Source organism: Serratia sp. JSRIV002 (assembly GCF_019968725.1).
Lineage (GTDB): Bacteria > Pseudomonadota > Gammaproteobacteria > Enterobacterales > Enterobacteriaceae > Chania > Chania fonticola_B.
Map to the genome: position 1 here is coordinate 2,855,702 of NZ_CP074143.1, position 23,840 is coordinate 2,879,541.

At 54.5% G+C, this 23,840-nt stretch carries 27 protein-coding genes; 9 read left to right on the plus strand and 18 right to left on the minus strand.

Annotated elements, in window-relative coordinates; translation table 11 throughout:
- Nucleotides 1-290: 290 nt before the first annotated feature.
- The 4 genes from anmK to tyrS all read left to right on the plus strand — a co-directional run bounded on the left by anmK (nucleotide 291) and on the right by tyrS (nucleotide 3,917).
- Complete coding sequence (gene anmK / locus KGP26_RS13495) at nucleotides 291-1,412, plus strand: anhydro-N-acetylmuramic acid kinase (protein WP_021804542.1); 1,122 nt, start codon at nucleotides 291-293, stop codon at nucleotides 1,410-1,412.
- Between the two features lie 44 nt (nucleotides 1,413-1,456).
- Nucleotides 1,457-1,759, plus strand: a complete 303-nt coding sequence (locus KGP26_RS13500; protein WP_021178079.1) for an MliC family protein — start codon at nucleotides 1,457-1,459, stop codon at nucleotides 1,757-1,759.
- A gap of 88 nt (nucleotides 1,760-1,847) precedes the next feature.
- A complete protein-coding gene (gene pdxH, locus KGP26_RS13505) occupies nucleotides 1,848-2,501 on the plus strand; it encodes a pyridoxamine 5'-phosphate oxidase (RefSeq protein WP_021804541.1) in 654 nt (217 codons plus the stop codon).
- 141 nt (nucleotides 2,502-2,642) lie between these two features.
- Entirely contained in the window at nucleotides 2,643-3,917 is a 1,275-nt protein-coding gene (gene tyrS, locus KGP26_RS13510; RefSeq protein WP_024529915.1) for a tyrosine--tRNA ligase, read from the plus strand.
- Between the two features lie 54 nt (nucleotides 3,918-3,971).
- On the opposite strand, the gene gstA is transcribed toward tyrS, so the two are convergent.
- The 5 genes from gstA to KGP26_RS13535 all read right to left on the minus strand — a co-directional run bounded on the left by gstA (nucleotide 3,972) and on the right by KGP26_RS13535 (nucleotide 7,218).
- Nucleotides 3,972-4,574: a glutathione transferase GstA gene (gene gstA / locus KGP26_RS13515; protein ID WP_223665568.1), complete on the minus strand. Its 603-nt coding sequence runs from the start codon at nucleotides 4,572-4,574 to the stop codon at nucleotides 3,972-3,974.
- Nucleotides 4,575-4,671: 97 nt separating this feature from the next.
- Nucleotides 4,672-5,553, minus strand: a complete 882-nt coding sequence (dapA, locus tag KGP26_RS13520; protein WP_021804539.1) for a 4-hydroxy-tetrahydrodipicolinate synthase — start codon at nucleotides 5,551-5,553, stop codon at nucleotides 4,672-4,674.
- Nucleotides 5,554-5,909: 356 nt separating this feature from the next.
- Complete coding sequence (locus tag KGP26_RS13525; protein WP_021178074.1) at nucleotides 5,910-6,173, minus strand: DUF3811 domain-containing protein; 264 nt, start codon at nucleotides 6,171-6,173, stop codon at nucleotides 5,910-5,912.
- Nucleotides 6,174-6,244: 71 nt separating this feature from the next.
- A complete protein-coding gene (locus KGP26_RS13530; protein ID WP_094981782.1) occupies nucleotides 6,245-6,910 on the minus strand; it encodes an HD domain-containing protein in 666 nt (221 codons plus the stop codon).
- Between the two features lie 38 nt (nucleotides 6,911-6,948).
- Nucleotides 6,949-7,218, minus strand: a complete 270-nt coding sequence (locus tag KGP26_RS13535; protein ID WP_094981781.1) for a hypothetical protein — start codon at nucleotides 7,216-7,218, stop codon at nucleotides 6,949-6,951.
- A 187-nt stretch (nucleotides 7,219-7,405) separates the two neighbouring features.
- Between KGP26_RS13535 and KGP26_RS13540 the strand changes: the two genes are divergently transcribed.
- Together KGP26_RS13540 and KGP26_RS13545 are read left to right on the plus strand one after the other, a co-directional pair.
- Nucleotides 7,406-7,717, plus strand: a complete 312-nt coding sequence (locus tag KGP26_RS13540; RefSeq protein ID WP_223665569.1) for a hypothetical protein — start codon at nucleotides 7,406-7,408, stop codon at nucleotides 7,715-7,717.
- A 31-nt stretch (nucleotides 7,718-7,748) separates the two neighbouring features.
- Nucleotides 7,749-8,129, plus strand: coding sequence for a nuclear transport factor 2 family protein (locus KGP26_RS13545; RefSeq protein WP_021804535.1), 381 nt, complete (start codon nucleotides 7,749-7,751; stop codon nucleotides 8,127-8,129).
- Nucleotides 8,130-8,139: 10 nt separating this feature from the next.
- Here KGP26_RS13545 and KGP26_RS13550 read toward each other — a convergent pair whose 3' ends face one another.
- On the minus strand, nucleotides 8,140-8,517 hold the full coding sequence (locus tag KGP26_RS13550) for a RidA family protein (protein WP_037374920.1): 378 nt from the start codon (nucleotides 8,515-8,517) through the stop codon (nucleotides 8,140-8,142).
- Nucleotides 8,518-8,640: 123 nt separating this feature from the next.
- Here KGP26_RS13550 and KGP26_RS13555 point away from each other — a divergent pair, with 123 nt between their 5' ends.
- A complete protein-coding gene (locus KGP26_RS13555) occupies nucleotides 8,641-9,495 on the plus strand; it encodes an aminoglycoside phosphotransferase family protein (protein WP_179251671.1) in 855 nt (284 codons plus the stop codon).
- 6 nt (nucleotides 9,496-9,501) lie between these two features.
- On the opposite strand, the gene KGP26_RS13560 is transcribed toward KGP26_RS13555, so the two are convergent.
- The gene (locus KGP26_RS13560) at nucleotides 9,502-10,686 is read right to left on the minus strand and encodes a benzoate/H(+) symporter BenE family transporter (protein ID WP_094981780.1); all 1,185 of its coding nucleotides are present in this window, start codon (nucleotides 10,684-10,686) and stop codon (nucleotides 9,502-9,504) included.
- A gap of 111 nt (nucleotides 10,687-10,797) precedes the next feature.
- Between KGP26_RS13560 and KGP26_RS13565 the strand changes: the two genes are divergently transcribed.
- Entirely contained in the window at nucleotides 10,798-11,361 is a 564-nt protein-coding gene (locus KGP26_RS13565) for a helix-turn-helix domain-containing protein (RefSeq protein ID WP_059200724.1), read from the plus strand.
- 93 nt (nucleotides 11,362-11,454) lie between these two features.
- Here the strand turns inward: KGP26_RS13565 and KGP26_RS13570 are convergent, their stop codons facing one another.
- From KGP26_RS13570 to rsxD, 6 genes are all read right to left on the minus strand, one after another.
- Nucleotides 11,455-11,607 (minus strand): Hok/Gef family protein, encoded by a 153-nt coding sequence (locus KGP26_RS13570; protein ID WP_059200725.1) that lies wholly within the window; start codon nucleotides 11,605-11,607, stop codon nucleotides 11,455-11,457.
- Nucleotides 11,608-11,900: 293 nt separating this feature from the next.
- Nucleotides 11,901-13,409, minus strand: coding sequence for a dipeptide/tripeptide permease DtpA (gene dtpA, locus KGP26_RS13575; RefSeq protein WP_021178064.1), 1,509 nt, complete (start codon nucleotides 13,407-13,409; stop codon nucleotides 11,901-11,903).
- Between the two features lie 594 nt (nucleotides 13,410-14,003).
- Nucleotides 14,004-14,645: an endonuclease III gene (gene nth, locus KGP26_RS13580; protein WP_021804529.1), complete on the minus strand. Its 642-nt coding sequence runs from the start codon at nucleotides 14,643-14,645 to the stop codon at nucleotides 14,004-14,006.
- Entirely contained in the window at nucleotides 14,642-15,343 is a 702-nt protein-coding gene (locus KGP26_RS13585; RefSeq protein ID WP_059200728.1) for an electron transport complex subunit E, read from the minus strand. Before KGP26_RS13585 ends, nth begins: the two co-directional genes overlap by 4 nt.
- Nucleotides 15,340-15,969, minus strand: a complete 630-nt coding sequence (gene rsxG / locus KGP26_RS13590; protein WP_209523586.1) for an electron transport complex subunit RsxG — start codon at nucleotides 15,967-15,969, stop codon at nucleotides 15,340-15,342. Before rsxG ends, KGP26_RS13585 begins: the two co-directional genes overlap by 4 nt.
- A 9-nt stretch (nucleotides 15,970-15,978) precedes the next feature.
- Complete coding sequence (gene rsxD / locus KGP26_RS13595; RefSeq protein ID WP_021804526.1) at nucleotides 15,979-17,064, minus strand: electron transport complex subunit RsxD; 1,086 nt, start codon at nucleotides 17,062-17,064, stop codon at nucleotides 15,979-15,981.
- 295 nt (nucleotides 17,065-17,359) lie between these two features.
- Here rsxD and KGP26_RS13600 point away from each other — a divergent pair, with 295 nt between their 5' ends.
- Entirely contained in the window at nucleotides 17,360-18,253 is an 894-nt protein-coding gene (locus tag KGP26_RS13600; RefSeq protein ID WP_021804525.1) for a helix-turn-helix domain-containing protein, read from the plus strand.
- Nucleotides 18,254-18,288: 35 nt separating this feature from the next.
- Here KGP26_RS13600 and rsxC read toward each other — a convergent pair whose 3' ends face one another.
- From rsxC to KGP26_RS13625, 5 genes are all read right to left on the minus strand, one after another.
- The gene (gene rsxC / locus KGP26_RS13605) at nucleotides 18,289-20,388 is read right to left on the minus strand and encodes an electron transport complex subunit RsxC (protein ID WP_223665570.1); all 2,100 of its coding nucleotides are present in this window, start codon (nucleotides 20,386-20,388) and stop codon (nucleotides 18,289-18,291) included.
- Nucleotides 20,381-20,956: an electron transport complex subunit RsxB gene (gene rsxB / locus KGP26_RS13610; protein ID WP_021804523.1), complete on the minus strand. Its 576-nt coding sequence runs from the start codon at nucleotides 20,954-20,956 to the stop codon at nucleotides 20,381-20,383. Before rsxB ends, rsxC begins: the two co-directional genes overlap by 8 nt.
- Nucleotides 20,956-21,537, minus strand: a complete 582-nt coding sequence (gene rsxA / locus KGP26_RS13615; RefSeq protein ID WP_021178056.1) for an electron transport complex subunit RsxA — start codon at nucleotides 21,535-21,537, stop codon at nucleotides 20,956-20,958. Before rsxA ends, rsxB begins: the two co-directional genes overlap by 1 nt.
- A 144-nt stretch (nucleotides 21,538-21,681) precedes the next feature.
- On the minus strand, nucleotides 21,682-22,122 hold the full coding sequence (locus KGP26_RS13620; protein WP_021178055.1) for a DUF2569 domain-containing protein: 441 nt from the start codon (nucleotides 22,120-22,122) through the stop codon (nucleotides 21,682-21,684).
- Nucleotides 22,123-22,420: 298 nt separating this feature from the next.
- Nucleotides 22,421-23,833 carry a glycoside hydrolase family 1 protein gene (locus KGP26_RS13625; RefSeq protein WP_021804521.1) on the minus strand — a complete coding sequence of 471 codons (1,413 nt, stop codon included), beginning with the start codon at nucleotides 23,831-23,833 and terminating at the stop codon, nucleotides 22,421-22,423.
- Nucleotides 23,834-23,840 lie beyond the last annotated feature (7 nt).

Consider the following 23,840-nt stretch of genomic DNA (forward strand, 5'->3'; position numbering starts at 1 on the left):
TTGAATCGGTTTGATATCACCCATGTGTTGCCTTCTGTATACAGCTTAGCTTTTCTCTGTTCAACCAATAATAAACGGTGGTTTAACTTTGTGACAGAACTGAAAACAAATAACCGACGCTTTATCCTCCCTTGAGTTGCTTATTATGTAACCAGCGCTCGACATAAAATAAACAACTTCGCTCACAGCCTGTAAAAAAGACATCATAATTCATGGCGTTAATCGCACAATTCTGGTCTATTTAAAGGGTGAAAACGGTTGCAACCTGGAAAGGGTAAAGGATAGTGCTGATGAAGTCAGGCCGCTATATTGGTGTTATGTCCGGCACCAGTCTGGATGGGATCGACGTGGTGCTTGCCGCGATCGATGAACGTATGGTGGCGCAACAGGCAAGCTATAGCCACCCAATGCCGATCCAACTGAAAAAAGATATTCTGGGGATGTGTCAAGGGCAGCAGACGACGCTTTCTGCCGTAGGACGGTTGGATGCCCAGTTGGGCACGCTGTTCGGTGAAGCGGTGCTGGGGTTGTTAAAACAGACCGGTATTCCGGCCCATGAAATCACCGCCATTGGCTGTCATGGCCAAACGGTGTGGCATGAACCGGAGGGTGAGACACGCTTTTCGATGCAGCTAGGGGACAATAACCGGGTGGCGGCATTGACTAATATCACTACCGTGGGGGATTTTCGCCGCCGTGATATGGCCTATGGTGGCCAAGGGGCGCCCTTGGTTCCGGCGTTTCATCAGGCTTTGTTAGCTCACCCAACCGAGCGCCGCATGGTGCTGAATATTGGCGGCATCGCTAATTTGTCACTGCTACTGCCCGGCGCACCGGTGCGCGGTTTTGATACCGGGCCGGGGAATATGCTGCTGGATGCGTGGGTATGGCGCCACCGCTCGAAACCTTTTGATAAAGATGGCCTTTGGGCGATGGAAGGGCGCGTTTGCTTACCGCTATTGCAGCAGATGTTGGCCGATCCTTATTTCGCCTTACCGGCACCGAAAAGTACCGGTCGTGAATATTTCAATATCAGCTGGCTGGAAAAACAGCTGGCGACGTTGCCGGGGTTAGCACCGGTGGATGTGATGAGCACGCTAGTGGAGCTGACCGCCACCACCATTAGCGAGCAGGTGATGCTGGCTGGGGGCTGTGAGCGGCTGCTGGTCTGCGGTGGTGGTGCCCGTAATCCACTGCTGATGTCGCGAATGTCCGCTTTACTGCCGGGGACCGAGGTGGCTACCACCGATCACTTTGGCGTCAGTGGGGATGACATGGAGGCGTTGGCCTTCGCCTGGCTGGCATTCCGGACCATTTCCGGTCTGCCGGGAAATCTGCCTTCGGTTACCGGTGCCAGTTGTGAAACGCTGCTGGGTGGGATTTATCCGGTTTTGCCGTTGGGCCACCGCTAGCTCTGTTAGGATAAAGAAAGGGTTAATATCTTAAGGAGCACCTGATGAAAAAAATAGTGATGGTTGCCGGGGTTCTCGCGTTGGCGGGTTGCAGCTACGTGGTTCCACAAAAGAGCGAAACGCTGCATTATCAATGCGGAACGACACCGCTCACCGTGGAGCTCAATGGTGAAGAGAGCACGGTCAGCTTCCTGATGGACGGCGAACAGCTGAAGCTGAAACAGGTGGTGGCGGCGTCCGGTGCCAAATACAGCGACGGTAAATACACCTTCTGGTCGAAAGGGCCAAACGCCTTTGTCGAGCGCAATGATAAAGTGATCATGAGCGACTGCGTGCTGGCTCAATAAACCTACCTTGTAGCAGCAGAATGATTGAGATCCTGCTGCTACAGGCGCAGAATATGACAACGAATTTACCGCTTGGTTGCTAATCCAGATGACTGATAATAATGAGTTTGATGTGGCGGATCTGCGCCGTGAATATACCCGTGGCGGGCTGCGCCGTAACGATCTGACCGCCAACCCCCTGGATTTGTTCGAACGCTGGCTCAAACAGGCCTGTGAGGCGCGTCTGGCGGATCCTACCGCCATGTGCGTCGCTACCGTGGACGAGCAGGGACAGCCTTTCCAACGTATCGTGTTGCTCAAGCACTTCGATGACCAGGGTCTGGTGTTTTATACCAACCTGGGCAGCCGCAAAGCGCAGCAGCTGGCGCAAAACCCGCATATCAGCCTGCTGTTCCCGTGGCATATGCTGGATCGCCAGGTGATCTTCCTCGGCAAGGCCGAGCGGCTATCGACGCTGGAAGTGATGAAGTATTTCAACAGTCGGCCCAAAGACAGCCAGATAGGCGCTTGGGTATCGCAACAGTCAACGCGCATTTCTGCCCGTGGCATCCTCGAAAGCAAGTTCCTCGAACTGAAGCAAAAGTTCCAGCAAGGAGAAGTGCCATTGCCCAGTTTCTGGGGCGGTTTCCGCGTCAGATTCGACTCCGTTGAATTCTGGCAAGGGGGCGCGCACCGCTTGCATGACCGTTTCCTGTATCAACGCGAGGGAAATGACTGGAAAATTGACCGACTGGCACCCTGATAGACGGAAAATCCCCCTTAAGCGCTGGCACTGATGCCGCTGGCGCTTTATTCTATGAGCTACCCCGAATTTTGTGATTTTCGCCAATGGGCGAAGGCCGTGTACCGGCAAAGGTGCATTCGTTTATACATGGAGAAATTGATGGCTAGCATCAACCTGATTCAACAACTGCAAGAGCGGGGCCTGGTGGCTCAAGTGACGGACGAGGAAGCGTTAGCAGAGCGACTGGCGCAAGGGCCAATTGCACTGTATTGCGGCTTCGATCCGACCGCTGACAGCTTGCATTTGGGCCATCTGGTGCCTCTGCTGTGCCTGAAGCGTTTCCAACTGGCCGGCCATACGCCGGTAGCGTTGGTAGGTGGCGCGACCGGTATGATCGGCGACCCAAGCTTTAAAGCCGCCGAACGCAAACTCAACACCACGGAAACGGTCAACGAATGGGTCGAGAAAATCCGCAAGCAGGTTTCTCCGTTCCTCGATTTCGACTGTGGCAGCAACAGCGCCATTGCGGCCAACAACTACGATTGGTTTGGCGGCATGAACGTGCTGACCTTCCTGCGTGACATCGGTAAACACTTCTCAGTAAACCAGATGATCAACAAGGAAGCGGTCAAGCAGCGCCTGAACCGTGATGACTCCGGGATCTCCTTCACCGAGTTTTCCTACAACCTGCTGCAGGGGTTCGATTTCTCCGAGCTGTATAACCGCCATCAGGTGGAGCTGCAGATCGGTGGTTCCGACCAGTGGGGCAACATCACCTCGGGTATCGACCTGACTCGCCGTATGCACCAGAAACAGGTGTTCGGCCTGACGGTGCCATTGATCACCAAGTCAGACGGTACCAAGTTTGGCAAAACCGAAGGCGGCGCAGTATGGCTGGCTCCGGAAAAAACCAGTCCGTACAAATTCTACCAGTTCTGGATCAACACCGCGGATGCGGACGTTTATCGCTTCCTGAAGTTCTTCACCTTCCTGAGCATTGAAGAGATTAATGCGCTGGAAGAAGAAGACAAGAACAGCGGCAAAGCACCGCGCGCCCAGTATGTGCTGGCAGAAGAAGTGACCGGTATGGTGCATGGCGCTGAGGGGTTGGCCGCGGCGAAACGTATCACCCAGAGCCTGTTCTCTGGTGCTCTGCACGAAATGACCGAGGCGGACTTTGCGCAGTTGGCTCAGGATGGCATGCCAACCATCAAGCTGGAGAATGATGCGGATCTGCAACAGGCGTTGGTGAATGCAGAGCTGGTTCCTTCTCGCGGGCAGGCTCGCACCATGATCGGTTCCAACGCGGTGACCATCAACGGTGAGAAGCAGTCCAACCCTGAATATCTGTTTACCGACAGCGATCGCCTGTTTGGCCGTTACACGCTGCTGCGTCGTGGCAAAAAGCATTACTGCCTGGTTGACTGGAAATAATCTGTTTTGATACTGACAAGGGGCCCAATGTGGCCCCTTTCTTTTATTCAGGCTTTATAGACCTTCGGCACTCAACGTGGCTGCCACTGCCGGGCGAGCCGCTACGCGATCGAAATAAGCCGTCAGGTGTGCGTGCTTCGTGAGATCAAACTGTAACGCCCTCGCCCAACGCAACACGGTGAACAGATACGCGTCCGCCACGCTGAAACGCTGGCCCAACAGGTAATGCTGCTTCTCCAGCACTGAATCCAGGTAGCTGAACTGGCTAGCCAGCTTATCGCGGGCAATCGCTTTGTATTCGTCCGGCGTCTTCGGGTTAAACAGCGGGCTGAAGCCTTTGTGCAACTCGGTAGCCACGTAGTTCAGCCATTCGATCGCATGATAGCGAGAAAGCGTGCCAGCGGCCGGGATCAGGTTACGATCCGGTACGCGATCCGCCAGGTATTGCACAATCGCCACGCCCTCGGTCAGCAGGCTGCCATCGTCAAGTACCAACGCCGGGACTTGCCCCTTCGGGTTGATCGCCAGATAGTCGGCACCACTTTCGGTTTTCTTGTGAGCTAAATCGACTTTCTCTGCGGTGAAATCCAACCCGGCCTCACGTAATACGATGTGAGGGGACAGGGAACAGGCGCCAGCTTTATAGAACAATTTCATCGAAAACTCCTTGATGGTGATGAAGGACAGGCAGGTTTAACTTCCCATCCTAGTCCTAGGCCGGAAAAATTACAGCGGTTTTGCGAACAATATTTTATTACTCCGCCAGGGCGAGAGGTTGCAACTGCGCCAGTAAATCGGCGATTTGCTGCTGCAACGCCTGTGGTGCGGTTTGCATTGGGGAACGAAGCTCGTTTTTTATCAGCCCCTGCTGCGACAGTGCCGCTTTAACCGGGCCTGGGTTCGGGTAGCTGAACATCTGCTGGATCATCGGCAGCAGGGTATAGAAATTGCTGCGTGCGGCGGCCAGATCCCCTTGCGCGACTTGTTCCACCAGAGCAACAAAGCGTTCCGGGTGCAGGTGTGCCGCAGCGGAAATTGCGCCACTGCCTCCCAGACATAGCGTGGTCAGGATCAGATGGTCTTCGCCGGTCAGCACGTCGATCTCGCCGTCGTGGATCAGCGCCATGGTGGCCTCAGGGCAGCCGCCACAATCTTTGATCGCCTTGATTTGCGGGTGACGGGCGAGTTGCCGCAGCGTTGCCAGCTCAAAGGTTGCTCCGGTGCGATAAGGCACATTATACAAAATCACCGGCACGCGAGAGGCATCGGCAAGGCGGGTAAAATACTCCACCAGGCCCGCCTGCGAAGGGCGAATATAGTATGGCGCGGGGATCAGCACACCGGCGATATCGCGCTGGTTGATGGCCTGCTGCATCTGCAAGGTGCTAGCCATGTTATTACCGGAAAGGCCCATGATCACCTGGCGGGCTGGCACCACTTCGAGAACGGCATCCAGCACCGCCAACTGTTCTTCTTTGCTCAGGGCCGCGGCTTCGCCAGTCGAACCGCAGACCACCACGCCAGCGACGCCTTTGGCGATCAGATGCTGAGCCAGCCTTTTGACTGCCGGGAAATCAACGTCGTCATGATTGAATGGGGTAACCAGTGCTACCCAAATACCGGAAAATGAAGCCATGTAAAACTCCTGCTGCGTGACCGACTAGGAGTCAGATGAAAAAACCAGAGAGGGTATCGCGTTGCACACCATCCAGTCAGCTCATCTGACGGGACAGCGCGCCCCGGTCAAATGAGCGGCTGTTTCTTCGAAGTAAACGCCAAAGCTTCACCCACGGTCAACGCGGTTTGCTGCGGTGTGGCCTGTTGGATGAAAGGGGACATGGCGATCTCATAACCTGTGAATGTCCCCCGATAGTGGACAGGTCACGGTTAACTGTCAATGGATAACCGGATGATAATAGGGATATTAATAATGGCAGGGCGTAGATGAATCTGGCTTATCAAACAGAGACCCCGCCGAAACGGGGTCTGTGATCAACGATGTGGGCGCGTGCTGATGGAGGCAGTCCAACTGAAGGTGGCACCTGTTGGCTGTGCCCGGTTGGCTTTGCGTTCTGCGCGGGTCGCTTTGGCAATCTTTTCACGTGCGGCCATAATGCGATCGATGGCTTCGTCTTTAATTTTATTATGTTCGGAGTTGGTTAACTGGCGCTCGAGGTTTTTGCTTGCTCTGTCCAGATCGGTCTTTACTTCACGTTGTTCGCTTTCTGTCATCTCTTTCAGCGTTAGTCTCTTCATTTTGGCAACCTGTGTTGTGAAGTTGACTTTCAGTGTACAGCATTTATGGCAAAGATATTGCTCTGTAGTTATCAAACTTCTTCCAGCAGTTCGCTGAGAAAGCGGCGCATGCGTTGCGTGCGTAATGCCGCCATCCTTCGGCCTGCCTCAGTCTGAAACCCTTCCTGTAGTTTGAACAGCTTGGTTTCGAAGTGATCCAGAGTGAATCGCTTGTCATCATACTGGCGCTGTTGCGCCAGCGGGTCGGCGGCATCGTATAGGGCGCTACGCATGCGGCCACCGATGTAGAAACAGCGGGCAACGCCGATCATGCCAATCGCATCCAGTCTGTCGGCATCCTGCAGGATTTTGGCCTCCAGCGTTTGTGGGGGAATAGCGGCAGAAAAGCTGTGGGCTTCGATCGCGTGCGCAGTTTTGCTGATATCGCCAACAGACCAACCAAGGCTTGCCAGCGCGATGCTGGCTTTTTCTGCCGCCATGCGTGAGGCCAGGTGGCGCTGAGGAGAGTTTTTCTCTACCGCAACGCAGTCATGCAGCAACACGGCGGCACACAGAATTTGCTGGTCTCCTCCTTCATCCTGACTGATTTGGCGGCTATTTTTCCAAACGCGGTGCAGGTGGGCCACATCATGCGAGCCATCATCGCCCTCTAGCGTCAGCGGCAGTAACTCTTGGGCTAATGCCTGAAACGGAGAGAAGGGTTGTAGCAGCTCTGGGGAGACAGTTGGAGAATGCACAAATCGATCCTTATCAATAGGCTGGAAGTGAGGAGGGATTACTCGTTGAGAGAGTTGCCGTATTTGTCGTCGTACTCACGCCGATAGCCGCGCGCTTTATTGCGATCGCGGATCCACAGATAGCCGCAAACCAGTGCCACCAGGGTTGAAAATGAAACATTACGCATATCCCGGTCATAATAAAACACCAACAATGCATCCAGCGCCGCCACCAGGAAAATCCACTTATACATGTGCGATTGCCGCCGCGTTGCGGCGTTAAGGCGTTTCAACTGTCTGGCTTCGTGCAAAACCGGCTTTTGCTGCATAGTCACTCATCATCAATCAGTCCAGTTGCTAAATTAGCAGATTATTCCCGACAGCGTCATAGCGGATAAGGGCTGTCATGTCACTTTCTGCATCGGTTTAAAAATCATGCGTTGACGGATTGAAATCGGCTAAAAACATGATAGGTTATTTATTCACTATTTCCGGTTTTATATTCAGTGGGTGGCGATGATTGTCAGAACCTGGCACGGCTGCGTGCCACTACAACATCGGCAAGGATTTGCCGATCATTTGCATGTCACAGGCGTCAAGCATGCTAAAGCGATTGCGGGCAACCGTGGGGCTTTTGTCAGACAAGAGGTGCAGGGAAACTATGCGCATTTCTTTCTGGCAACTTATTGGACCTCGCTGGAGGCCATCAAATGTTTTGCCGGTGAAGCCTATCAAGTTGCGGTCACTTATCCGGATGATGAAGCCTTCGCGCTGATCTCCGATCCTTACGTGTTTCACCATCAGGTGGATGAAATCGTCGAGCTTTAACCTCGGATTCAACGTTATGCAGGGGATTACGATGAACAGCAAAACAGTACGCCCAGAAGAGATCGTGCAACAGCAGCTTGATGCCTACAATGCCCGTGATATAGACGCCTTTATGGCCTGCTGGGCAGACGATGCGCTGTATTATCAGCATCCGGATACGCTGCTTGCCCGTGGTAAAGGTGAAATTCGTGAGCGTCATCTTGCCCGCTTCCAAGAGCCAAGCCTTTACGGTGAGCGTATCAAACGTATGGTGGTTGAGAATTTGGTCATAGACCAAGAGGTAGTCACGCGCAATTTTCCGCAGGGGCGCGGGAAGATGGATGTTATTGCCATCTATGAGATTGAGCAAGGGAAGATCGCCAAGGCCTGGTTCAAGATTGGGCCTTGTGAACTGGATGAGGGCGCGTTATAGCGCCCCTGATTTACAGTGCCAAAATGGCTTCGATCTCGACGTTCAAATCGGGCGAAAACAGGGCGCTGACGGCAACCAGAGAACTGGCAGGGAGTGCACCGTCCAGATAGTCGAACAGGACGTCACGAATGGCGGCCAAGTCGGCTATTTCGGTCAGAAAAACGGTGATCTTGATCAGTGATTTAAGATTGGTGCCCTCACTGGCAGCCACGGCCGCAAGTTGTTCCAGTATGGCGCGAGCCTGGTCTTGTACCGCTTGCCCCTGGGCTTCGGTGGCAAAGGCGGTCAGGCCAGAGACGTACAGCGTATCGGCGTGGCGTACCGCGTGCACATAGGGCCCACCCGGCTTAGGTAATTTTGCATAGTTGGTGCGTTTTAATGACATGATGACCCCACGAGATGACCAAGAGCACGCACTCATCAGCGCGTGCAGCCGAAAGTTTTGCAGGATGCTGCCTGGTAATACTATCATCCCAGGCAGTCGTTCACGCAATAAGGGTGCATAAGGGTGATCCACCAGGCATTTATTCCTTATCTGCAACGTTGGCAACTTGAGCCAGACGGGCCAGCGTTTGAAACCCACAGCAGCCTGTTGATGCCGGTACGCTATCAAATGATGCCCGCAATGTTGAAAATTGCCCGCGAACAGGAAGAAAAATTTGGCGGCCTGCTGATGTGCTGGTGGCGTGGAGAAGGTGCTGCGCGGGTGCTGGCCTGGCATGATGACGGCATTTTGCTGGAAAGGGCTATGGGGCCTTTGTCATTGGCACAACTGGTACGCAACGGTGAAGACCAACGGGCAACCGCTATTCTGTGCCAGGTCATTGCCCAATTGCATGCGCCGCGAGATGAGCCTTATCCCGAACTGATCCCCTTGCATCAATGGTTTAACGCCTTATGGCCCGCAGCACAGGCTCATGGTGGTATGTTGCGTCTGAGTGCTACCGCTGCGGCAGAACTGTTGACCAGCCCAAGGGATCAAGGGGTGTTGCATGGGGATATTCACCATGACAACGTGCTGGATTTTGCCGAACGCGGCTGGCTAGTGATCGATCCCAAGCGTCTGTATGGCGAGCGTGGATTTGATTACGCCAATATCTTCTGCAATCCCAATTACGGTGTCGCCACCGATCCCGATATCTTCCATCGTCGCGTTGACCAGGTTTGCTCCTTGGCTGGTTTGGAACGTTACCGTCTGCTGCAGTGGATCCTGGCCTGGGCGGGGCTTTCCGCGGCCTGGTTTTTGGAAGATGGTGAGCCAGCGGATATCGATTTTCGTGTGGCAGAACTGGCAGCGCGTGCCTTGGGTATCGCGCTGCCGCAGGGTGATAGCGGATTTATCCTGCCAATCGTTGAGAGCCAATAGCGGGATTCAAGGCATTTTGCGCCGTGGTAATGAGAAAATAGCGTAAGCCAGTACACCGCCAATCAGTCCCCAGAAGGCAGCCCCCACGTTTAACAACGTCAGCCCGGAAGCGGTGATCAGAAAAGTGATCACCGCAGCGTCCCGCTGTTTATCATCCTGGAGCGCGCGTTGCAAACTACCGGCAATGGTGCCTAATAACGCCAGCCCGGCGATAGTATGGATCAAGGTTACCGGCAGCGCGCTGAACAGCATGCCAATGGTACCGCCGAACACCCCAGCTAACAGATAAAAGCCGCCAGCGGCCACGGCAGCCATATAACGGCGCTTGGGATCGGGATGTACGTCCGGCCCCATGCAGATGGCGGCGGTGATGGCGGCAATACACACCGTGAAGCCGCCAAAGGGGGCCAGCACCAGAGCCGTCAGGGCAGTCCAACTAATTAAGGGGGAAGTGGGAACGTCATATCCGCCGGCCTTGAGAGTGGCGATGCCTGGCGCGTTCTGCGAGGCCATCGTCACGACAAAGAAAGGAATACCTATACCCAGCAACGTCGACAGCGTGAAGTGCGGAGCGATAAATTCCGGCTTGGCGAAGGACAGCGTTTGTTGGGTGAAATGAATGTTACCCTGTAACGCCGCGATGATCAGCCCGGCCAGCAACGTCAGAACGATCCCGTAACGCGGCAGATAGCGGCGGGTGAACAGATACACCAGGCACATGCCGGCGCTGAGTGAAAAATTGATCTGCAAGGAAGCAAAGGCATCCAACCCGAAGCGGAGTAATATTCCGGCCAGCATCGCTGCCGATATGGTCTGCGGGATATGATTCATCAACCTGGCAAACAGGCCGGTGACACCACACAGCAGGATCAGCCCGCTGGCAAAAATAAATACCCCGATGGCCTCATTGAGCGGGGTTCCAGGCAAGCTGGTGACCAGTAACGCGGCACCAGGCGTCGACCAGGCGGTGAGGATTGGCGTACGGTAATAGAGTGAGAGCCCCAACGAAGTGATACCCATACCTAGACCAAGCATGCTCAGCCAGCCGCCAATTTGTATCGGGCTAGCCCCTGCGGCAGCAGCGGCCTGAAAGATAATCGCTGCAGAACTGGTATAGCCGACCAGCACGGCGACAAAACCGGCAACGATGGCAGAAAAGGAGATATCACGTAATGAGAGTGCAGGACGCATAACCGCTCCCGAGTCAGTGTGCGTTATAACGTACGAATTGACGGAGCATAGCATCGTGCGTTATAGCGCACAAGGGGCTATAATCGCCGCAGGTTTATCAGGAGAACCGCTATGCAGGATCTTGCCAGCCATTTGGCGCAAACGCTGAAGTCATTACGTACGCAACGCGGTTGGAGCCTTAATCAGGCTGCCGAAAATACGGGCGTCAGCAAGGCTATGCTGGGGCAGATCGAACGGGGTGAGTCCAGCCCAACGGTGGCGACCTTATGGAAAATTGCTACCGGGTTTAACGTGGCTTTCTCTGCCTTTCTGGAAACGGCGCCGCTGCAACCGGCGGCTATGCTGCATCGTTATGGCGAGTTGCCAATCTTCAATCAAGACAATGCCGACATGCGTGTGGTGCCGCTGTTCCCATTCGACCGCCAACTGGGTTTTGATATGTTTGTGATCGACTTGGCTCCTGGCGCGCTCAGTGAATCCTCGGCTCATGAGCCGGGCGTGATTGAACATGTCATTGTCATTAGTGGCCAACTGGAACTGGCGATTAATGGCGAGTGGTACAGCCTTGCCAGCGGCGAAGCCATGCGTTTCCAGGCGGATTGCCCACATGCGTATCATAATGCCAGCGTAGAGCCGGTACGCATTCACGACTTGATCCATTACCCACGGATTTAATCGTAGCCGTGAATTTTGATGTGCAAAAAAGGGTGCTCACGGAACGTCTCCCAGCAAGTTACGGACGGGGCGCACCCCATCCGTGGGATCGCCTTACCGCTGTTTCAGGCAAGACAGAATGGCGGCAATTTCCGTTGTTCCTTGCCTGACACGTAACTCACACAGCGAATCACGTGTTATCCAGGTGAATGCGATCAGCGTCACACAGATAACGATCAGGCATAAAACCAGCAGTTTTTGCGGCATTCTTAACCTCCTTGTCCCTTGATTTTGGGATTTTAAGAGGCTAACCTCACCTTGCTTAGGAGTGAGATCGGCCTCGGATTGATGTAAATCGGTCCGGGGCTTTTCTCTTTCCATCCTTTACCAAATGCTCCAGACGGAAAGATCCAGAGCACCCACCTGCAGTCTACTTAATACCCATGCTGTTGAATGCACTCGATTGTTCAGATAGCGAAGCGTTTCGCAATTTTTCTGTGCACCATAAAAAAACGCCGAAGCTAGGCTCCGGCGTTTTTGAGGTCAGGTTACAGCAGAGATTAGAGAGCTGCAGCTTTCGCTTTGGCTGCCGTATCTTCTGCGGTATCCAGCGTCATGCGGTACAGCTTCGGTGCGGTCAGCATCATCAGCACGGCGATCACCGCCGTGGCGATACCAATCTGCATAAACACGTGGCTATAGATAGCCAAAGAAGCATGCGCATCGTTAATGTCGCTTGGGACGGCGGTCAGACCCGCGACCTTACCGGCGATCAGCGCGGCGGCGGCGGTGGTCAGGAACCAGGAGCCCATGATAAAGCCCATCAGGCGCTGTGGCACCAACTGAGCCACCATAGCCAGGCCCAGACCAGAGATCATCAGCTCACCGATACTCTGCAGCGCATAGCTCAAGATTAGCCAGTTAACGGACACGATGCCCTGGTCGTTGGCGAAGCTTGCGCCCCACGGCAGCACCAGGAACGCCCCGGAGCACAGGATCATGCCGAAGGCAAACTTGTGCGGCATCGGCAGACGATCGCCCATCTTGTTATACAGCGCAGCGAGAATAGGGCTGGCCATCATGATCCAGAACGGGTTCAGTGCCTGATACTGCTCCGGTTCAAACGCGATCCCCAGAATATTGTGCTCAACGTTGTGGATAGCAAAGAAGTTCAGTGAGGTTGGCATCTGGCTGTACAACACGAAGAACACCACCGCTTCGAGCATCAGCAGGAAGGCCACGATCATTTTACGACGTGCTGCGCCGTGCAAGGCGAAGGTTTCCTTGGCGAACACGATGACGATACCCACAGAGATGATAGCCAGTGCCCAGCGCGCGATAATCTGGTTGTGCAGCAACCAGCTGGAAACCGCGATCAGTGCTACCACACCAACGATCACCATCAGCAGTTTTTTGACCTGCAGGGGCTTAAAGTCAGGTTTTGAACCGTATTGTTTAACCCAGCCGTGGCACATCATAAAGTTGACCAGGGTGATCAACATCCCCACCACGCTCAGTGAGAAGGCGACGCTCCAGCCATATTTGGCCGCAAGCCACGGGGTTGCCAGCATGGAGAAGAATGAACCGATGTTGACGGACATATAGTACATGGTAAATGCACCGTCCAAACGCGGATCGTCTTTCTCATAGCAGGTAGACAGCAGGGAAGAAGGGTTGGCTTTAAACAGACCGCTACCCACGGCGATGGTGGCCATCCCCAGATAAACCCAGAAGATATCATGACCAGAATAGGCCACCATGGCGTAACCGGCGGCCAGCACGATGGCCCCCAAGACGATCACACGCTTGGAGCCGAGAACTTTATCCCCCAGCCAGCCACCAATGGCCACGAAACCGTACACCAGCGCACTGAATGAGGAGAACAGCGTAATCGAGTCGGCTTCACTCAGGCCAAGCATCTTGACCAAATAGACTGCCATGATGCCTTGCAGACCGTAGTAGCCGAAACGTTCCCAGAGTTCAATCGAGAAGATCAGGTAGAAGGCCTTAGGTTGCTTAAACGCGTTAAGGCTAATGTTGTCCGAAGAATTGTTGTTTGCAGTTGACACTGGTACCTCTGGTTTTTTCACTACCCGTATTTTCAGGACGGGAAATAGCAGAATGTGATGCAGGGCTGCACACTTCTGCATTGTTATAGGATGAATGCCGGCGGTTAATGTTCACTATCTTTGTCAACGTGGCAAGCTTTTTGACATGTTCTGTTACATATAACATAGACAACGCTATGCAACTATGTTGCAAATGTTATGCAGTATTAACGTTTGCCATTTTTAAATTTGCCGAGTTTTTGTTTTGATTAAAAGCTATCCTGAATTAATTTAGTTATATCTTCTGCTATTTAAGTCATATCCAGTCCATACCAATGCTCATGATTGATTAGGCCTTGGTTTGTTGTGCATAAATTGGGTTATGCAAAATTTCTGAAAATGGACAGATCGGTAGTGAGGTTTGTAAATGAGATGTGATCGTCAAGACGTGAGGTTAACCACAATTTTTGACTAATTTTACGGTTGAAAATATCTGAAACAGCGAGTTTGTAGGGTAATCCCGGGTTCCACCAAGGTTAATGCTGCCCGACGTCACATTTTTGATAAAAAACCGGAGGGAAGAGTCGCGGACACGGATCGCCGTGCCCGGTACTCTCAATCAAGCGGATAGACCTTCTCTTTAAACTCGCACAGGTCTTCGATAATGCATGAACCGCAGCGCGGTTTACGGGCGATACAGGTATAGCGACCATGCAGGATAAACCAGTGATGGCAGTCGACTTTAAACTCGGCGGGAACCACTTTCAGCAGCTTTTCCTCTACCTGCTCCACGTTTTTCCCTGGGGCGAAGTGGGTGCGGTTACAGACGCGGAAGATATGGGTATCAACGGCAATGGTCGGCCAACCGAAGGCCGTGTTCAACACTACATTGGCCGTTTTACGCCCCACGCCGGGCAGGGCTTCGAGTGCTGCGCGATCTTCCGGCACTTCACCGTCATGCTTTTCCAACAGAATACGGCAGGTTTTGATCACGTTCTCGGCTTTGCTGTTAAACAGGCCGATGGTTTTGATGTATTCTTTGACGCCGTCTACCCCTAACGCCAGCAAGGCCGCTGGCGTGTTGGCAACCGGGTAGAGCTTGGCCGTGGCCTTGTTAACGCTGACGTCGGTTGCCTGAGCGGAGAGCAGCACGGAAATCAACAGCTCAAAAGGTGTGGTATACACCAGCTCGGTGGTCGGATGCGGGTCGTTATCCCGCAAGCGGGTCAGGATCTCCAGGCGTTTCTCTTTATTCATAGCGCTTTCTCTGCGTGTCCCTGTTCCATGTTAGCTTCAACTGCCAAGGCCTTGGCTTTACGCGCCTTCATTTTTTCATCAATCAGATATTTGGTTGCCAGCATCAAGCCCAGACCGATAAAGGCACCTGGTGGCAGCATGGCCAGCAGGAAAGGGGTGTCGAAATGGACAATCTCAATGCGCAACACCTTGGCCCAACTGCCTAGCAGCAGGTCAGCGCCATCAAATAGCGTACCGTTACCAATCAGCTCGCGTAGCGAGCCCAGCACAAACATGGCACTGGTGGCACCAAGGCCGATAGCCATACCGTCGATCAATGCCAGTCCTACCGGTTTTCGCGCCGCTACTGCTTCAGCCCGGCCCACCACGATGCAGTTGGTGACGATCAGCGGGATAAAAATCCCTAACGACTGATACAGGCCGAAAGCGTAGGCGTTGATCAGCATCTGCACGATACTCACTGCGGCGGCAATGATCATCACATAAATCGGAATGCGGACCTCGCTCGGGATCCAACGGCGCAGGGCGGAGATGGAACCGTTGGTAATGGTCAGCACCAGCGTGGTAGCCAGTCCAAGCCCCAAGGCGTTGGTGGCAGTTGACGTTACCGCCAGCAGCGGACACAGCCCCAATAATTGCACTAACGCAGAGTTGTTTTTCCACAACCCCTGTACGATTAACTCTTTGGCTTCACTCATTCGCTGGCTCCGCAGGCAGGCAAAGTATCCAGTTTAGGCGGCAGCGTCTCCATAAACAACGCTGTACGACGCACGGCGTTGACCACCGCTCGCGGGGTGATGGTGGCCCCAGTGAACTGATCAAACATGCCGCCGTCTTTCTTCACTGCCCAACGTTTATCATCCGGGCCGTCGATCTTTTTACCGCTGAAGAAGGTGATCCAGTCGGTGATACGTAATTCGATTTTGTCGCCCAGCCCAGGCGTTTCGTGATGTTCTATCACGCGGCTTCCCAATACCGTGCCGTTAAAATCGGCCCCGACCAGCAGTTGGATCGCCCCAGAATAACCGTCTGGCGCGGTCGTTTCCAACGCGGCTGCCACCAGTTGACCATTTTTGCGGGCCAGATACAGATGGTGCGGCGCGCCATTGCCTAAAGCCGGATCGCTGACTAGCAGGCATTCGCTCTGCATATCATTGTCATAATGTTCCGGCGGGACGACCTGGTCCAGCAACGCTTTTTGTTGCAACGCCGCCTGATGTGCAATGGTGGTTTTGGTTAACTGGTACACCACGGCGGTCAGGCCGGTGGTGACCGCGGCAAACACGGCCAGTGTGGTGCCATGCTTTCTCATGGAATTAAGCATAATGACTCCTCAACGGTGGCCATACACGCGTGGCTGCGTGTAGTGATCGATCAACGGTACGGTAATGTTGGCCAGCAGTACGGCAAAGGCTACCCCGTCGGGATAACCGCCATACACGCGGATCAGCCAGACCAGCAAGCCAACCAGGCCGCCGTATATCAGCCGACCTTTGGGCGTAGTAGAGGCACTGACCGGGTCGGTGGCAATAAAGAAAGCCCCGAGCATAGTGGCCCCGGAAAACAGATGGATCAACGGGGAAGCCTGATGGGCCGGATCCAACGTCCAGGCCAATCCTGAGCACAAGGCAATGACGGCCAACATGCTGAACGGGATTTGCCAGTGGATCAGCTTACGGCCCAGCATAAACAGGCCGCCGAGCAGGAAGCCCAGGTTAATCCACTGCCAGCCGATACCGGCCAGGGTGCCACCGAACAGCGGTTGCTGGAGCACTTGCTCGACCGAGTGGCCGCTGCGTAGGCCGGTTTTAAAACCGTCTAATGGCGTGGCCTGGCTGATGCCATCGACGCCCATCTGCAATTCGTGCAGAGTGGCCCCCTGGGCAGTGTGGCCGCTGAAAATAGCTAGCAGGGTATCTGGCAGGGTCAGGGCGGTTGCGCGCAGCTCTTCCGGCGGTAACCAACTGGTCATCTGTACCGGGAAGGAGATTAACAGCACCACGTAACCCACCATGGCCGGATTGAAAGGGTTTTGCCCAAGTCCGCCGTATAGCTGTTTGGCGATCACAATGGCGAAAAAGGTGCCGATAACGATCATCCACCAGGGAGCTAGAGGTGGCAGGCTAATGCCCAGCAACAGCGCAGTGAGCAGGGCGGAATTATCTGCCAGCCGAGCCTTGACTGGCTGTTTACGTAGCGCAAGAATGGCGGCCTCGGACCCGAGGGCGGTCACCATGGCCAGCGCGGTCTGAATAAGGTTGCCATAGCCAAAGAACCATAGCTGTGCTGCCATGCCGGGAATGCAGGCCAGCATCACCCAAAGCATGATGCGGCTGGTGCTTTGCTGGTTATGGGTAAACGGAGAGCTGGCGATGTGTAAGCCCTTGGGGGCTGCCTGTTGTACCGGCCTGAACTTCATAGAATAACTACCATTTCTTTGCCATGTTAATCAGTGCATTCACGGTGCGGGCACCGGGGGAAATTACAGCGCTGCATTCTACCTCAATCATATGCCGGGTAATACGTGCTAATCATAAGGATATTCAGCTTTTGCGGTGAGAAAAAGCCAGGCTGGGTGTAAAACGTGCAGTATGGGTTGTCATACTGATGATCGAGCTGCTATTTTTGGACTGCTTGGCGCACGGAATAACAACTTTCATATAATTAACGTAGGTTACTATCCTGAGCATTTTTGAAGTAGCGAACAATTAATAATGACTAATGAAGATATTTTATTTATTGAAGAACTGATTGAATGGGTCGAAATTCATCTGGAGACTCGGCCAAATCTGGATGAAGTTGCGCGTATCTCCGGCTACTCCAAGTGGCACCTGCAGCGCAAGTTCAAGCGAATCACCGGTATCCAGCTCGCCACCTATATTCGCTCACGCATTCTTACCCGTGCGGCGGTCGCGCTGCGTATCAGCAACCGTACGATTATCGATATCTCCGATGAGTTGGGCTTTGATTCACAGCAGACCTTTACCCGGATGTTTAAGCAACGTTTTGGCATTACGCCAAACCGCTACCGTACCATGGAAAAATGGGACGTGAAGAGCCTGATGCCGCGCTTCGACTTCGAAGCCGTGTATGAGGCAGGTTTTTATCCGGAGATACAACGGCTGACGTTACCTGATACGCACCTGGTCGGTTTTACGCGTGAGATGGAATTTGATACTGCCCAAGAGATGGCTATTTCTTCCTGTATCGCCATGAAGGGGGAAATCTTTAATGACTTCTTCAAAGGGCTGAATATGGAGTGCCACAAGGTTTACAGCATCCATTCTGCCAATGAGCGTGGCGAAGGCGAGTGTTCAGTCACGCATACTATGGCGGTGGAGCCGGAATTCAAGAAGGACATCCTTTCTGGCCACAAGATTGAAGATATTCGCTTGCCAGCGCGCGAGTACATCGCGATTACCCATCAGGGGACGGCCAAAGAGTGCGTGAAATTTATCTCTTACCTGATCTCGCACGTGATGCCAGGGCTGCGCAATGAAGTACGCGGAAGTGTTGAGATGGAGATAATCGAAGCTAAAGCGTGGAATCAGGATGCCAAACTGCGGCAGATCGATGTCAATTACACCTACCTGATTTCTATCGATTAAGTGGGGCCTTACGTTCGGCAAGACTCCCATACCGCTTACTCTTTATCTACCGTAGCTAGCTGTTGTGCGGCCTTTTTAGCTTTGACTCGGGCCAATGCTGCGGCAACGGCAGCCTTGCGTTGATCCTCCGGTTCAGCCGTTGGGATAGGTTCCTCGTCAACTAGTGGTTGAGAACGCTCAGCTTGCTGCGCCGCTTTTTTGGCTTTGACTCGGGCCAGCGCGGCAGCAACGGCAGCCTTGCGTGGATCCTCCGGCTCAGCCGTAGGGATAGGTTCCTCGTCTACTTGCGGTGGTGAAAGCTCGGCTTGCTGCGCCGCCTTTTTCGCCTTCACGCGGGCTAATGCTGCCGCTACTGCAGCCTTACGAGGATCCTCTGAAGCTACCGTTTCCGCCACGCTCTCTGCGTCTTGTGCCTGCGCCGCTTTCTTGGCTTTGACTCGAGCCAACGCCGCAGCCACGGCCGCTTTACGCGGGTCCTCCTCTTGCACCGCTGTCGCCGCAGGCATTTCGCTTGCTCGCTCGAGCTTGCGCTCTCTGGCCTGTGCCTTACGCGCTTCGCGGGCAGCTATGGCAGCGCTGTTATCCGGCTCCTGGCCACTGATAGCAATGCCAGCAGCCTCACTGTTTTTGCTGCGCACGCGAGCCAAAGCCGCCTGGACGGCATCTTGATCGCTGTCGGTCAGTTTCACCGCGGCCTTTTTATGACGCTCTTCGCGCGCCAGCTTCTCACGTTCTAAACGGGCCAGCTTGGCTTCATAACGTGCCTTGGCTTCGGCGGTACGTGCCGCTTCCTGATCCAACGCGTTAATCTCAGCCTTCTCTTGGCGATAATATTGCACCAGCGGAATATTGCTGGGGCAGACGTAGGCACAGGCACCACATTCGATACAGTCGAACAGGTTGTGCTTACGCGCCTTCTCGTGCTCTTCGCCACGGCTGAACCAGTAAAGCTGCTGCGGCAACAGCCCGGCAGGGCAGGCATCAACGCACAGGCCACAGCGGATACAGGACTGCTCTGGTTCTTGTACGGCCATTTCGTCAACCGTTGGGGCCAGTAAGCAGTTGCTGATTTTGACGATCGGCACGTCTAACGTTGGCAACGTAAAGCCCATCAGCGGGCCGCCCATTACCACCATCTGTTGGGATTGAGGTTGATAGCCGCCAAAGGCCAGCAGGTGTTGCACCGGCGTGCCGAGGCGCGCCCAGACGTTGCCTGGTCGGCTCATGGCCTCACCGGTTAAGGTGACGACACGTTCAATCAACGGCTCGCCATCGACAATCGCCCGCTTGATGGCAAAGGCGGTGCCCACGTTCTGCATCAGCACGCCGATGGTGGACGAACGCTTGCCGTGAGGCACTTCTTTGCCCGTCAGAATTTTGGTTAACTGCTTGGCTCCGCCCGAAGGATATTTGGTGGGGATCACCCGCAGGGCGATGCCATCCTGCCCGCGCAAAGCGGCTTTCAGCGCGGCGATGGCTTCCGGCTTGTTATCTTCGATGCCGATCAACGTCACTTTGGGTTGTAACAGGTGGCGCAGGATCTGGGTGCCTTCGATAATCTGAGCGGCCTGTTCCTGCATCAGCCGGTCGTCGGCGGTGATATAGGGCTCGCATTCGGCAGCGTTGAGGATCAGGGTTTCCACCTCTTCACGGCCACCTTGCAGCTTACTGGCCGTTGGGAAACCCGCACCCCCCAGTCCGGCAATCCCGGCCTGATGAATACGTTGGATCAGCTCTGCCGCATCCAGTTGGCGGTAATCGGCGACCGGCGTCAGTTCGCACCAGCGATCTTCACCGTCGGGATCGATAATCACGCACAGTTCCGCCAGCCCTGAAGGATGAGCGGTAACGTGAGGTTCAATGGCGCGGATGGTGCCCGAGGTTGGTGCATGTACCGGCAAGGAGCGGCCACGGCCAAAGGTCAGTGGTTGGCCTTTCAGTACGTGGTCACCGGCTTTGACGCACAGCTCACCTTCTGGGCCCAGATGCTGTTGCAAGGGGACGATAAAAATGTCGGGCAGGGGAGCCACGCGCAGTGGCACACCGCTGGACTGGGTCTTCATTTCGGGTGGATGAATGCCACCGTCAAAATCCCAAATCCGATCTTTTTTCAAAGCGGCGAACAGATTAAACATGTTGCTCCACGGGGATCACTTGCACCGGAATGGTTTGCATATCCCACTTCCAGCTGGCGGTCGTGGTGGCGACCGGTTTCATTTCAATACAATCGGTTGGGCAGGGCGCAACACACAGATCACAGCCGGTACAGAGATCGGTAATGACCGTGTGCATGGCGCGGGTGGCACCCACGATGGCGTCCACCGGGCAGGCCTGAATGCACTTGGTGCAGCCGATGCAGTTGGCTTCGTCAATAAAGGCGACCTTACGCACCGGCTCTGCCACGGCGGCACCGCCGTCCAGCGGCTGTGGCTCGACGTTGAGTAATTCGGCCAGCTTGAGCATCACCTGCTCGCCACCCGGGGCACATTTGTTGATCATCTCGCCATTGGCAACCGCTTCGGCATAGGGGCGGCAGCCGGGATAACCGCATTGGCCACATTGGCTCTGCGGCAGAATTTCGTCGATCTGTTCGGCAACCGGATCTTCTTCCACTTCAAAGCGGCGTGCGGCAAAACCCAGCACCAGGCCAAACAGCAATCCCAAGGCGCTTAATGCCGCCACCGCAATCCACAACGCAGTCATTAGAATCTCACCAGCCCGGTAAAGCCCATAAAGGCCAGAGACATCAGGCCAGCGGTGATCAAGGCGATAGAGGAACCACGAAACGGCGCGGGCACATCGGCGACCGCCAGGCGTTCACGGATGGCGGCAAACAGCACCATCACCAATGAGAAGCCTGCGGCGGCACTAAAGCCATAAACCGCAGACTGCAGGAAGTTGTAGCCAAGGTTGACGTTGAGCAACGCCACGCCTAATACAGCGCAGTTGGTGGTGATCAGCGGCAGGAAAATCCCCAGCAGGCGATATAGAGCCGGGCTGGTTTTACGCACCACCATTTCGGTGAATTGCACCACGACGGCGATCACCAGAATAAAGGACAGCGTGCGCAGATAAACCAGATCCAACGGGATCAGGATAAAGCTGTTGATTAGCCAGGCGCAGACCGAGGCCAGCGTCATCACGAATGTGGTAGCCATGCCCATGCCGATGGCACTTTCCAGTTTCTTGGAAACGCCCATAAAGGGGCACAGGCCCAGGAATTTCACCAGGACAAAGTTGTTCACCAGTACGGTGCCAACAAACAAGAGCAGGTATTCGGTCATTGCAATGCCTAAAAAAATAAAAGCCGCCTATTATCGGTAATCGGCGGCGTAACGACAACATACTAATCGCAAGGGTATTGCGCTTTTTTGCCTGTTTTGTTGAAAATTTACACAGCAGGGCGATCAAATCGTGCCTTGCCGTGGTTACTTCTCGGTGAAGGTGCCTTTCACGCGCTGGGAACGCTTAAAATAGGGCACCAGCAGGGCGGCCATCACCAACGGCCATAGCAGGCTACGCACGGCAAGTTCATCGGGCACGGGGGCAAAGGCGAACGCCTTGATCGCCAATAGCACGGTGATCAGCAGCCAGACCAGGAACAGCTTTGGAAAACGTTGTGAACGCTGGCAGAACAGCCACAGCAGGTACAGCGTAAAGCACCACATTACCAGCGTGGTGAGCACCGATAAATACCACTGCGTGGAGAAAGCCTGAGCATTGGTGCTCAGATACTCGCGTGATTCCGGCATAAAAATGGCCATACCGTACAGGGCCAACATCAGGCTGGCGCTGAGCAGGGTAACGATCAGATAGGCCATCGGGGCTAGCAGCCAACCGCCGATGCGCGAATATTCAGCTTGGGTCATACGAGATCCTGAGTGGTATTCCAACGAAGTAAGCGGCATAGCTTACTCAAATATGTGCCAATGCGCGAGGAGAAGGCGATTTCGTTGGCCTAACCTATAAAAATGTTAGTCAGGTTGGGTCGCTGCAGGTAATGGTGCAACAGGTGAGAGTCATACAGAACGCCGACACGCCGTGAATCCATCCCTGGAGGCTCGTATCGCGCATCCCTGCGCTCAACGGTCGGCTAACCTGCAATGACTCCCACCTGCCTCAAGCTCGGGTGTTGCGGTATTATGTCCAGTAACAATGGGAATGTGATTAACGTTCCGCACCGTTGCTGGCGATCAGCTTCTGGTACCAGAAGAAGCTTTTCTTACGCTGGCGTGCCAGATCCTTGTTGTGGTCAACGTAGATAAAGCCGTACTGTTTCTGGAAACCGTTGAGCCAGCTCAGCAGATCGATAAACGACCATGGATAATAACCGCGTACGTCGGCCCCCTGTTTGATAGCGTCTTCAATGGCACCAATGTGCTGGCGCAGATAGTCGATGCGATCGTCATCCACCACTTCACCGTCGATAATCGGATCTTTGGCTCCCAGACCGTTCTCGGTGATGTAGATAGGGATATCGCCGTAACGCGCCTTGATATTCATGATGCCTTCGGTGAGGCCCTGCGGATAAATTTCCCAGTCCCAATCGGTATACACGCCGTTCGGGTTGCGGACGAACTTGAACAGCCCCTTAAAGCCGAATTCGTTACCCTGCTGGTGGCCGCTGCCTTTCTCACCGGTGGTGTTGATGGTCAGATGTGACTCTTGATTATTGGCCGCGATGGTTTCACGTTTGTAATAGTTCAGGCCAATAAAGTCACAGATATTGTCACGCAGCAGTTGCTCATCACCAGGGGCGAATTGCGGCACGCCCCACAGCGCCTGAGTCTGTTCTAGCAGTTCAGCCGGATATTCCCCTTTCAGTACTGGATCGTACAGCCAGTGGGTAAAGATCCCTTCGGCCAACTGATAGGCCGCCAGATCTTCCGCTGACTGGCTGAGCGGGGTATGGGTTTGCAACACGTTGACGAAGCCGATTTGGCCGGCAATGCCGCTGGTACGGAATGCGGCTACCGCTTTAGCGTGGGCTACAAAGACGTGGTGACAGGCCTGGATCGCACGTGCCGGGTTCTGTACGCCCGGTGGGTGGCCGCCGGTGATGTAACCGAAGCCGATAAAGCACACGGTTTCATTGAAGGTAGACCACAGTTTGACGCGATCGCCGTAACGTTGGTAACACAGGCGGGCATACTCTTCAAAAGCCTCCGCAGTGCTGCGTGCTTCCCAACCGCCTTCATCTTGCAATGCCTGCGGCAGATCCCAGTGGTACAGGGTGATCATCGGTTCAATGTTGTGTTCCAACAGGGCATCAATCAGATCGCTGTAGAATTTGACCCCGGCCTCATTGATGGTGCCCCGGCCCTGTGGCAGCAGGCGCGGCCAGGAGATTGAGAACCGGTAGCTCTGCATCCCCATTTCGGCCATCAGCGCCACGTCCTCACGGAAGCGGTGATAGTGATCGACGGCAACGTCGCCGTTAGTGCCTTGGTAAGTGGTACCCGGCAGGTGGGAGAAGGTATCCCAGATGGATGGGCCTTTGCCGTCGGCATCGTGTGCGCCTTCAACCTGATACGCCGCGCTAGCCGCGCCCCAGAGGAACGCTTTCGGGAAAGCAGACATAACTATT